Genomic DNA, 10,039 nt, shown 5'->3' with positions numbered 1-10,039 from the left:
CGACGCGTTGATGGCAGAGGCCTTCGACACCGTTTGATCCAGGCGCGTTCCGGACCTGATCCGGAACGCACCTGCGTGACGTGTGGGCGAGGTGTCGAAGCCCTTGAGGGGGCTCCATGCAAGCTCCTGTTTTGCTACAGAATTTGCACTTCGTTTGTGAATCCACCCGCGTTCAAAATTTCATCGCATAATGGATGTTATGTTATTTTTATGATGGCATACTGCCACCAATCCGCATCCTGACCGTCGCTATAGCGAAGATGTGCAGCGCGTGCTGCGTCACATTTGAGAGAACAGCGATGACCGAGAAACCTCATGAGAACACCCGGCTGGCCGATTACATCGAGCGTCGTGTGCTCGAGTTGAAGCCGAAGAAGACCCAGGCGGAGATCGCCGCCGAGGCCGGCTACGTGAACCAGAACATGATCAGCATGATCAAGAAAGGAAGCACCAAGGTCGCGCTCGACCGCGTGCCGGCACTGGCACGCGCCCTGGACCGCTTCGTTTAGCGCCTCGACGCAGTTCGCCAAACATTGAAGGAAAGTGGCGCCCTAGCGCCGGGAGACGCAACTTTTGGGTTGGCAGGCCGCCAACACTGCGGACACTTCTGAATAGGTCGCTAAATTGCAGCCCACCGAGAGGTTAGCAAGTTCGGGCAGCGGCATGACCGGGTCGGACGCGGATCGGGGGTCGGGACGTGGCACGGGCTGACGGCATCAGGAGAACGATACATGCAGGCGAAAGCTTGGCCCGCCCTGTTGGCGTTGCTTGCACCCCTGGTCGGGGCGGATGCCGCCGCGGCTGACGGGCTGCGCCATGTCGGCACATTCGAGTGGAAGACCGAGGCCGTCATCGGGATTTCGGGACTGGAGGTCGCGGCAGACGGCCTGTCCTTCCAGGCGGTTGGCGATCGCGGCTGGTATCTTTCCGGGCGCTTCCAGCGGCAGGACGGGCGGATTTCGGGCCTGACGCTGGACAGGCTGCTCCCCATCCTGGGCAATGACGGCCTGCCGGTGGCGGCCAGGCGCGTCGGCGACTGGGCCGATGCCGAGGGCCTGGCGGTGGCGCCGGACGGCGGGTACTGGATTTCCTTCGAACGCTGGGCGCATGTCGCGCGCTACACCGCCCCCGAACTCGGGGGGGCCTGGATCAAGGACCACCCGAGCTTCAGGCAGCTGGCCGACAATCGCCAGCTCGAGGCCCTGGCGCTGCATCCCGACGGCACGCTCTATGCCTTTCCCGAACAGCCCCTGGGCCCCGGGTTTCCGATCTACCGCCTGGCGCCGGAGGGCTGGAGCATCGCCGGCCACATCCCTCCGCGCGACGGTTTTTCCCTCGTCGGCGCCGACTTCGCGGATGACGGGCTGCTCTACCTGCTCGAGCGCAAGCTGGTGCTCGGTCTCTGGTGGCAGAACCGGGTGCGGCGCCTGCGGATCGAGGATCCGGACGCGGCCGAAATCCTCTGGACCGGCCAGCGCGGCGCCTTCAACAACCTCGAGGGCATCGCGGTCTGGCCCGCCGATGACGGGCTGCGCCTTACCCTGGTCTCCGACAACAACGGCGTCCACGGAGAGCCGACCCAGTTCGTGGAATTCCGCCTGGTCACGTCAGGGGGCTGACCGCCCCCTTCAGTCCGGGTAGCCGTTCGGGTGGCTCTGGTGCCAGGCCCAGGCGGTGGCGATGGTGTCCTCGATGTTCGTGTAGAGGGGTTCCCAGCCGAGCTGCGTCTTGAGCTTGACCGGGTCGGCCACCAGCCGCGGCGGATCGCCCGGGCGGCGGGCGACCACCTCGCGCGGGATCTCGCGGCCGGTCACCTTCTCGCAGGCCTCGATGATCTCCATCACCGACTGGCCGTTGCCGGTGCCGATGTTGAAGACCTCCGCCGTGCCCTCGCCGGTTGCCTCGATCGCCAGCAGGTGGGCCGAGGCGAGATCGCGGGTGTGCACGTAGTCGCGGATGCAGGTGCCGTCGGGCGTCGGATAGTCGGTGCCGAAGACCTTGATGTGGTCGCGCTTGCCCAGCGGCACTTCCAGCACCAGCGGGATCAGGTGGTTCTCGGGGCGGTGATCCTCGCCGTGGCGGCCGTCGGCATCGCCGCCCGAGGCGTTGAAGTAGCGCAGCAGGGTGAAGCCCATTCCGTAGGCATGGGCAAAGTCGCGGATCATCCATTCCACCGCCAGCTTGGTGCGGGCATAGGGCGAGAAGGGCGCCTGCGGCGTCGCCTCGGTCATGGTCTCGGATTCGGTCATGCCGTAGGTCGCGCAGGTCGAGGAGAACAGCATCCGCCCGATATCGGCCGCCCGCATCGCGTTCAGCAGCGAAAGCGTTCCGGTGATGTTGTTGCGGTAGTGGTATTCCGGGTTCTCGACCGATTCACCGACATAGGTGGCGGCGGCGAAATGCATCACCGCATCGGCGCCGAAGTCCTTCAGCGTCCTGGTCAGCAGCTCGGTGTCGGCGATGTCGCCCACCACCAGCGGATGGCCATCGACCGCCGAGCGGTGCCCCATGACCAGGTTGTCATAGGCCATCACCTCGTGCCCCTGGGCCGCGACATGGCGCAGGCAGGCGCTGCCGACGTATCCGGCACCGCCGGTGATCAGGATCTTCATGGCTGTTCCTCATTCTTGGTCTTGTTCAGGATGATGTCTGCGGCGGCGGCAAGGTCGGGGGCCTCGCCGTCAAGCGCCCCGATATCATGGGCGTAGTCCGCCCCATAGCCCGTCCGCACCAGCAGCGTGTGACAGCCGGCGTTGCGCCCGGCCAGCATGTCGGAGACGGTGTCGCCGACCATCCAGCAGGCGGGAAGCTCCAGGCCCATCTCCGCCGCGGCGCCGAGCAGCATACCGGGACCCGGCTTGCGCATGACGTCCTCGATCACCGTCGGATCCTTCTGGGCCGGCGCCAGCGGGCAGAAGAGGATGGCGTCCACCTGGGTGCCCTCGGCGGCCAGCTGGCGGGCCATCTCGGCATGCACCTCGGCCAGCCCCGCCTCGGTCAGCTTGCCGCGCCCGATCACTGACTGGTTGGTGACGATCACCACCTTCCAGCCCGCCGCGCGCAGCCGCCGCACCGCCGCGCCGGCGCCGGGGATCAGCCGCACGTCGCCGGGATCGGTCAGGTGGTGCACCAATTCGATCAGCGTGCCGTCGCGGTCGAGGAAGACGGCGCGGCTCATGGCGCGCGCAGCCCCGGCGCATCGGCATTGGCCGCGGCCAGCGCCTCGGGCGTGCCGATGTCGCGGTGATAGCCCTGGTGCGCAAAACCCCGCATCCGGCCGACGAAGCGCGGGATCACGTCGAAGCCGAAGTCGAAGGCCTCCATGTCGGCGATCTCGCGCCAGGCCGCGGCGTCGAGCACGTAAAGCCCGGCATTGGCCAGGTTAGAGACTGGTTTTTCCGGCTTCTCGACGAAGCTGGTGATGCGCCCTGCCCCGTCCAGTTCGGCGATTCCGCATTTCTCGGGATGTTCGGCGCGAAACAGCGCCATGGTCATCGGATCGGAATGCCCGCGGTGGAAGGCGAGCAGCGCGCCGAGGTCGATGTCGGAGAGGTTGTCGGCATAGATCACCAGGATCTCGTCGGCATCCTCGGCCCATCCCCGGTTGGCATGGACCGTTCCGGCCGAGCCGAGCAGTTCGGGTTCATGCGCCTCGGTCAGCTGCACCCCGCCGCGCGCGTTGACCGCTCCGATATAGGCGCGCACCTGCTCGGCGTGGTGATGGGTATTGAGCAGCGCCTGGCCGATCCCGGCCCGGTCCAGCGCCTCCATCCAGTAGTCGAGGATCGGCCGGCCGGCGACCCGCACCAGGCATTTCGGCATGGTGTCGGTCAACGGCTTGAGCCGGGTGCCGAGCCCGCCGGCCAGAAGCAGCGCCTTGGCGCGCCGCATCACCGCACATCCCCATCGGCGGCAGCGACGGCGGTCTCGACTTCGGCCCACACCCGCTGCAGGTTGCTGACGAAAGCATCGCGGGAATATTTCCGGTTCACGGTATCCGAGGCATGGTGCCGGATGCGGTCCAGCCTCTCGGGGCTTTCCTCATACTCCCCGATTGCCGCCTCGACGGCGCGGACCAGCGCGGCGGTATCGCCTTCGGGCACCGGAATGCCGGTGGTGGTGTCGAAATATTCATCGCCCCCCAATCCGGTATAGCCGACGACGACGCATCCTGACGCCATCGCCTCGGCTGCGGGAAATCCCAGACCCTCACGGCTCTGAAGCGAGATGAAAAACCGCGACCGCGCCAGCCGTTCAGCGACATCGGCAAGAGGAATCCCGTCGATCGCCTCGAGTCTGTAGCCATGCAGCTTGCCCCGCGCCCGCAGCACCGCCTCGATGATCGTCGCCTCCTCACGCCGCTTGCGCGGCATGAAGGTCACCAGTTTTTCCTTGTTCTGCTGGAAGGGAAACCGCTCCGGCCACATCGTGACCGGCACATATCCCAACTGCCGGCTGCCCAGAAGATCACAGACCCCGACGCAAATCTCCGAGACCCCCACCGCATAGACGAACGCGTGCGTGGCTTCGCGGCCCTGCTTCAGTAGCCGCGCATAAGCCCGCAGATGCGAGAACGGGTTCTGCGAGATCAACACCTTGCGGTTCTGCGGGAAGGCCGCCACGGCCTCGGCCAGCAGGAACTCGGGCACCACGATGACATCCGACGCCTCCGGCTCCAGCGTCTGGATACCCCCGCGCAGCGCATAGGCCATCTGGCTGATCCAGCTGGCAATCCGGCGGCGCACCCCGAACCGCGCCCGCATTGCACGGAGAAAGCTGGGACTCGCGAAGATCAGGGCCTCGGCATGGCCGTCCGGATAGCGCGCGCCGCGCTCGCCGTGCAGGATCACCGCATCGTAGCCGTTCCGCCGCAGTTCCGCGACCATGTCATAGAGAACGGCGATCCCGCCCGAAGCCTTCTTCTTGTCCGGGCACAGGAAAAGGTAGCGCTGCCCTGTCCTGTCCCTGCCCGCGCTGCCTGGAGTCCCCGTCATTCTCACCCCCCGACCGCGCGCACGACGCCAAGCGCGGCCATCAGCTTGTCGGACTGTTCGAGGATATCCTCGGCCGGGGCCGCGGTCTCCATCCAGTCGCGATAGGCGCGCACGCTGTCATGGGTGCTCCGTCGCGGCGCCCAGCCGAGCGCCTTGAGCCTGGAGACATCCGACAGGATGTGCCGGGTGTCGCCGAAACGGTATTTGCCCGAGGCCGCCGGTTCGTAGCCGTCGCGGCCGAAGACCTCGGCCACGACGGAGGCGAATTCGCCCACCGTCACCGCCTTGTCGCCGCCGACGTTGAACATCTGGTAATCGGCGCGGTCGTCCTCGAGCACCTTGAGGTTGGCATCCACCACGTCGAGGTAGTTGACGAAATCGCGCACCTGGTTGCCGTCCTCGTAGATCACCGGATCGCGGCCGACGTAAAAGGAGAGCGAGAAGATCCGGCAGGCGCCGGAATAGGCGTTGTACAGGCTCTGTCTTGGGCCTTGGACGATGGAATAGCGCATTGCCACCGAGGGGATGCCATACATCTTGCCGAGGTTCAGCGCCGCCTTCTCCTGGGCGATCTTGGACATGCCGTAGCAGTTCTGCGGGTTGGCGACGCTCTCGTCGGTGGCCTGGTACTGCAGCGGCCCGGTCTCGCCGGGGCCGGGCTGGATCTCCCAGATGCCGCGCCTGAGGTCGGCGTCCGCGCGCAGCCCAGGCAGCACCGCGTTGCCGGTGGCATCCCTGTAGAGCCCCTCCCCCAGCGCCGCCTGCGAGGAGGCGACGATGACCTTTTGGATCGGCAGTTTCTCCCGCACGATCAGCTCGTAGATCAGCGCGGTGGAGGTGACGTTGGTCGAGAAGAAACGGCTGAACTCGGGCAGGTAATCCTGGAAGGCGGCGAGGTGATAGACCGCGTCGACGCCCTTCAGCGCGGCAAGCAGGGTCGCCTCGTCACGCACGTCGCCCCGGATCTTCTCGATCGAGGGATCCAGATAGGCCGGCCACTGGCCGCCCCGGTGCACCGGCTCCTGCAGGATGTCGAGCACCCGCACCTGGTGGCCCTTCGCCAGCAGCGCGTCGGCGGTATGCGAGCCGATGAAGCCGGCGCCGCCCGTGATCAGGATCTTCATGAGGGTCCTCCGGTTGTCAGAACGTGTAGCGGTCCGAGATGAAGATCACCCGGCTGCCGCGGCGGTCGATGCGGAAGGAGATCTCGCGCGGGCGGCCGACCGCCTCGCGGATTGCCTCGTGCCGCTCCGGGGGCGCCATCACCAGCAGGAAGCCGCCGCCGCCGGCGCCGAGCAGCTTGCCGCCCATCGCCCCGGCGCGGCGCGCGGCCTGGTACCACTCGTCCACCCCGGCGGTGGAGATGCCGAAGCCGAGCGAGCGCTTCAGCTCCCAGCCCTCGTGCAGGATGCGGCCGAAATCGTCGAGGTCGCCCTTGCCGCCCATGGTGTTGCGCAGCTCGCCGGCGAGGTCGCGCATCTGGCGCAGCACGCTCATCTTGTCGGCGCTGCCCTCGGACTGCTTCTTGAGGATCACGTCGGCGTCGCGCTGCTGGTCGGTGTAGAGCAGCAGGATGTGCTTCTCGAGCTGGTCGAGGAACTCGGGGCGGCAGGGCACCGGCTCGACGTCGACGGTATGGTCGGGGTTGAAGCGGATGTAGTTCACCCCGCCATAGGCCGCGGCATATTGGTCCTGCCGGCCGATCGGCTTGCCCAGGATGTCGATCTCGATCTGGCAGGCCTGCTCGGCCAAAAGGCCCGGGCTCGTGACCTGGCCCTTGTAGGCATAGAGCGCGTTCAGCATCCCCACCGCGAGGCTCGAGGACGACCCCATGCCGGTGCCCGCCGGCACGTCACCCACGGTGGTGATCTCGAGGTGTTCGCCGAGGCCGGTCATGCGCAGCGCCTCGCGGGCGATGGTATGCTCGATCCTGTCGATGCCATCGGCGATCTCGACGCGGGTATAGGCGACCCGGGTGGTCTTGTCGAAACGCGGCGAGACGGTGACATACATGTGGTGGCCGACGCCCATCGACAGCACCGCGCCGGGTTCGTGCTGGTAGAAGGCGGGAAGATCGGTGCCGCCGCCGGCGAAACTGACGCGATAGGGGGTCTGGGTGATGATCAAAGGGGCTGCTCCAATGCGGTTCCGAACCGGGACAACAACGGGTCCAGGCAGCTGTCGATATCGAAGGACTTCGTGACGTGAATATGTCCGGCCTCGGCCAGTTGCCGGGCAAGTTCGGGGCTGTCGCCCAGGCGCACCAGCGCATCGGCAAGCGCTGCGGCATCCTCGGGCGGCACCAGCAGGCCGGTTTCGCCGTCGATCACCAGGTCGGGGATGCCGACCAGCTGCGTCGAGACGGCGGGCAGCCCGCAGGCCATCGCCTCCATCAGCATCTGCGGCAGCCCGTCGACGTCGTTGTCCTTGGCCCAGACGCAGGGCAGGCAGTAGAGGTCGCCGGAATACATGAACTCCGGGATGTCCTCCTGCTTCAGCGCCTGGCCGGTGAGGCTGATCCTGTCGTCGAGACCGGCGGCGGCGATCTGCGCGCGCAGGGTCGCCTCGTCCGGGCCGCTGCCGGCGATGGTGCAGCGGAAATCGTAGCCGCGTGCGCGCAGCAGGGCGCAGGCCTCGATCAGCACCGGGAAGCCCTTCTTCTCGACCAGCCGGCCCGAGGAGAGGATATGCAGCGGCTCGCCCTCGGCGCGGGTGCGGCGGCGCGGGGTGAAATGGCGGGTGTCGATGCCGCAATAGGCGATCGCCAGCTGTTCGGGGCGGGCGCCGTTCTTGAGGAAGAACTGGCGGTGGAATTCGGAGATGCAGATGATGAACTTCGCCCGGCGGATCTTGTCGGCCAGCGCGGCGCGGTTGCGGAAGAGGTCGGCGGCATGGCCGGTGAAGCTGAACGGGCGGCCGAGCAGCCAGGCGCCGTACATCGCGACGGTGCCGCCGGAGTGGATCCACTGCGAGTGGATGTGGTGCACCTCTTCGCCCCGCCGCGCGGCCGCCCAGTGGCAGGCCACCGCGTAATGCCAGATCCCGGTGAGGCGCACCCTCAGGCTCTCGCGCTCGCCGGTCAGCGCGTTCCAGAGCGCGGCCAGGGCGCGCGGGCCGAAGCGGATCGGCGCCGCCAGCGCCGCCCCCAGGGCGCGCAGGGGCGACAGCGGGTAGATCACGTTGGTCGCGCGGTTCAGCGCGTCGATGTCGGCGGCGGTGAAATAGGTGCTGGCGGGGCGGTTCAGGGCATGCAGCCGGACAGGAATGCCGGCCTTCGTCACCATCCGCAATTCGTTGCCGACCCAGGCATCGCCGACGCCCTGCGTTGTCATGTAATGGATCATTGTGCCGAGCCTGCCTTCCGCGCCAGTCGACACCCTAGGTCTGCCGGACAAGGGATGCAATATGCCGCCCCGGATGCGGAGCATTCCGGCCGGGCGGCGCGGCAATTTTCAGCGTCCCAGCCAGGATGGGGGGTCAAGATATTGATTTCAAATATATTATTAAGATTGACTTTCCAGGGCGCTAAAAACCGGCACTAAAAACCGATACGAAAACCACCACCGGGAACCGTCCGCCTCAGGCGGCCGGCGGCACCGGGGCCAGCCCACCGCGCTCGGCCTCGATCTCGGCCACCGCACGGCTCTTGCCGCGGAACAGCGCCCGGCGCTGGTAGGCGCGGATGAAGGCGACCAGCTCGGGATCGTCGAGCTGCCGGTCGCCCCGCATCCAGGCCTGCACGTAGCCCTGCAGCATCGCCAGCCCGCCCAGGATGAAAGGACGCTCGCTCATCCGGAAGACGCAGGTGGCGAGGTAGAACAGCGGGTCCGAGCCCATGAACCACTGCCCGAAGCCATGCCGCCGCTTGCCGGTCCAGATCGAGACCTGCGACGAGCCCATCGGGCGCAGGTGCTCGAAGTTCAGGTCGGGGTGGTCCCAGCTCGCCGCGCGCCAGCCCAGCATCCGCGCCTTGTGGCAGTCGATCGCGTCCCACATCACCTCGCGGACATAGCCGCCGATCGCCTCGAAACATTCGCGGCGGTAGAACTTGGTCATGCCCACGCTCATCTCGTCGCCGCGCCGTTCCGAGACCAGCCTGCCGGCGTGGCGCACGTAGGGCTTGCCCGAGCAGGTGCCGAGGCGCGGGTCGGCCTCCATCCGTTCGATCAGCGCCTCGAAGTAGCGCGGCGGCAGGTCGAGATCGAGGTCGAGCTTGCAGGAATAGGCGAAGTCGGCGGGATCGATGGTGTCATAGCCGACGTAGAAGGCCTCGATCACGCCGGGGCCGACGGCGCGGTGGCCGCGGTCGGGCTTCTTCACCACGCGGATCCAGTCGTGCCGGGCGGCATAGTCGGCCAGGATCTCGGGCGTCGCATCGGTCGAGCCGTCGTCGACGATCACCCAGAGCGCCGGCGTCAGCGTCTGCGCCACCACGCTGTCGAGCGTGCGGCGCATGTAATCGGCCTCGTTGCGGCAGGGCGAGATCAGCACGTAGGCGCGACCGGATGATCGGGACTCGGACATTGTTCAAGCGTTCTCCGTCGGGTAGGCCTTCTTGTGTCAACCGCGATCCCTTTTGGCAATGCCGCGTCGGCTCGGGCCCTGGCCTGACGGCAAAGCGAGCGGGCGGAGACGACAATCTGACCGATAGGAGGCGATTGTCTGCCGGTTGAGCCAACCGGAGGATACAGGCGCATCCCCCCAGGCCCGACGTTGACAAGACTCACGCCTCTGGTCAAACCAGAGGCATAGTGTTTCGTCAGGGGTTTTGCAGATGCCGGGTTTCGAAGAGTTTGCAGCCGATTATTACAAGCGCTTTGCCGAGGTTCTGCTGAGCTTCGACAAGGGTCCGCTTGCTGAAGTCCTGGCGGTCTTCGACCGGGTCATCGCCCAGGGCGGCACCGTCTGGGTCGCCGGCAACGGCGGCAGCGCGGCAATTGCCGATCACACCGTCTGCGACTGCTCGAAGGGCACCCATGTGCATGGGCAGCCGCCCTTCCGCACCATCTCGCTGGCCTCCAACATACCGATGCTGACGGCGCTGG

General features: G+C 66.8%; 11 protein-coding genes. 3 read left to right on the top strand and 8 right to left on the bottom strand.

The genetic code is table 11. The features are described 5' to 3' along the window. Positions 1–299 precede the first annotated feature (299 nt). Complete coding sequence (locus tag IE266_RS26340; RefSeq protein WP_189683119.1) at positions 300–509, top strand: helix-turn-helix domain-containing protein; 210 nt, start codon at positions 300–302, stop codon at positions 507–509. 222 nt (positions 510–731) lie between these two features. Further along, positions 732–1,619 carry an esterase-like activity of phytase family protein gene (locus tag IE266_RS26335; RefSeq protein WP_189683118.1) on the top strand — a complete coding sequence of 296 codons (888 nt, stop codon included), beginning with the start codon at positions 732–734 and terminating at the stop codon, positions 1,617–1,619. A gap of 9 nt (positions 1,620–1,628) precedes the next feature. On the opposite strand, the gene galE is transcribed toward IE266_RS26335, so the two are convergent. The 8 genes from galE to IE266_RS26295 all read right to left on the bottom strand — a co-directional run bounded on the left by galE (position 1,629) and on the right by IE266_RS26295 (position 9,518). Continuing rightward, positions 1,629–2,612: a UDP-glucose 4-epimerase GalE gene (gene galE, locus IE266_RS26330; protein WP_189683117.1), complete on the bottom strand. Its 984-nt coding sequence runs from the start codon at positions 2,610–2,612 to the stop codon at positions 1,629–1,631. Continuing rightward, complete coding sequence (locus IE266_RS26325) at positions 2,609–3,178, bottom strand: D-glycero-alpha-D-manno-heptose-1,7-bisphosphate 7-phosphatase (RefSeq protein ID WP_189683116.1); 570 nt, start codon at positions 3,176–3,178, stop codon at positions 2,609–2,611. The genes galE and IE266_RS26325 overlap by 4 nt, the downstream gene beginning before the upstream one ends. Next, positions 3,175–3,891 carry a nucleotidyltransferase family protein gene (locus tag IE266_RS26320; protein ID WP_189683115.1) on the bottom strand — a complete coding sequence of 239 codons (717 nt, stop codon included), beginning with the start codon at positions 3,889–3,891 and terminating at the stop codon, positions 3,175–3,177. Before IE266_RS26320 ends, IE266_RS26325 begins: the two co-directional genes overlap by 4 nt. After that, positions 3,891–4,994: a glycosyltransferase family 4 protein gene (locus IE266_RS26315; RefSeq protein WP_189683114.1), complete on the bottom strand. Its 1,104-nt coding sequence runs from the start codon at positions 4,992–4,994 to the stop codon at positions 3,891–3,893. Before IE266_RS26315 ends, IE266_RS26320 begins: the two co-directional genes overlap by 1 nt. A 2-nt stretch (positions 4,995–4,996) precedes the next feature. Continuing rightward, entirely contained in the window at positions 4,997–6,118 is a 1,122-nt protein-coding gene (locus IE266_RS26310; protein WP_189683113.1) for an NAD-dependent epimerase/dehydratase family protein, read from the bottom strand. Between the two features lie 16 nt (positions 6,119–6,134). Beyond that, positions 6,135–7,121, bottom strand: coding sequence for a GHMP family kinase ATP-binding protein (locus IE266_RS26305; protein ID WP_189683112.1), 987 nt, complete (start codon positions 7,119–7,121; stop codon positions 6,135–6,137). Beyond that, positions 7,118–8,326 (bottom strand): glycosyltransferase family 4 protein, encoded by a 1,209-nt coding sequence (locus tag IE266_RS26300; protein WP_229864537.1) that lies wholly within the window; start codon positions 8,324–8,326, stop codon positions 7,118–7,120. Before IE266_RS26300 ends, IE266_RS26305 begins: the two co-directional genes overlap by 4 nt. 247 nt (positions 8,327–8,573) lie before the next feature. Then, entirely contained in the window at positions 8,574–9,518 is a 945-nt protein-coding gene (locus IE266_RS26295) for a glycosyltransferase family 2 protein (RefSeq protein ID WP_189683110.1), read from the bottom strand. Positions 9,519–9,768: 250 nt separating this feature from the next. Between IE266_RS26295 and IE266_RS26290 the strand changes: the two genes are divergently transcribed. Next, positions 9,769–10,039 (top strand): phosphoheptose isomerase family protein (locus tag IE266_RS26290; RefSeq protein ID WP_505973614.1); only part of this gene is annotated, 271 nt, incomplete at its 3' end.

The sequence above is a fragment of the Seohaeicola zhoushanensis genome (assembly GCF_014656415.1).
Classification (GTDB): domain Bacteria; phylum Pseudomonadota; class Alphaproteobacteria; order Rhodobacterales; family Rhodobacteraceae; genus Seohaeicola_A; species Seohaeicola_A zhoushanensis.
Note: the sequence above shows the minus strand (reverse complement) of the source record. Positions and strands in the feature narration are given on the sequence as shown.

What these genes read in the sequence shown, in the direction of transcription:
- IE266_RS26340 (WP_189683119.1), top strand. Translation starts at nt 300, where the DNA reads ATGACCGAGAAACCTCATGAGAACACCCGGCTGGCCGATTACATCGAG.
- IE266_RS26335 (WP_189683118.1), top strand. Translation starts at nt 732, where the DNA reads ATGCAGGCGAAAGCTTGGCCCGCCCTGTTGGCGTTGCTTGCACCCCTG.
- galE (WP_189683117.1), bottom strand. Translation starts at nt 2,612, where the DNA reads ATGAAGATCCTGATCACCGGCGGTGCCGGATACGTCGGCAGCGCCTGC.
- IE266_RS26325 (WP_189683116.1), bottom strand. Translation starts at nt 3,178, where the DNA reads ATGAGCCGCGCCGTCTTCCTCGACCGCGACGGCACGCTGATCGAATTG.
- IE266_RS26320 (WP_189683115.1), bottom strand. Translation starts at nt 3,891, where the DNA reads ATGCGGCGCGCCAAGGCGCTGCTTCTGGCCGGCGGGCTCGGCACCCGG.
- IE266_RS26315 (WP_189683114.1), bottom strand. Translation starts at nt 4,994, where the DNA reads ATGACGGGGACTCCAGGCAGCGCGGGCAGGGACAGGACAGGGCAGCGC.
- IE266_RS26310 (WP_189683113.1), bottom strand. Translation starts at nt 6,118, where the DNA reads ATGAAGATCCTGATCACGGGCGGCGCCGGCTTCATCGGCTCGCATACC.
- IE266_RS26300 (WP_229864537.1), bottom strand. Translation starts at nt 8,326, where the DNA reads ATGACAACGCAGGGCGTCGGCGATGCCTGGGTCGGCAACGAATTGCGG.
- IE266_RS26295 (WP_189683110.1), bottom strand. Translation starts at nt 9,518, where the DNA reads ATGTCCGAGTCCCGATCATCCGGTCGCGCCTACGTGCTGATCTCGCCC.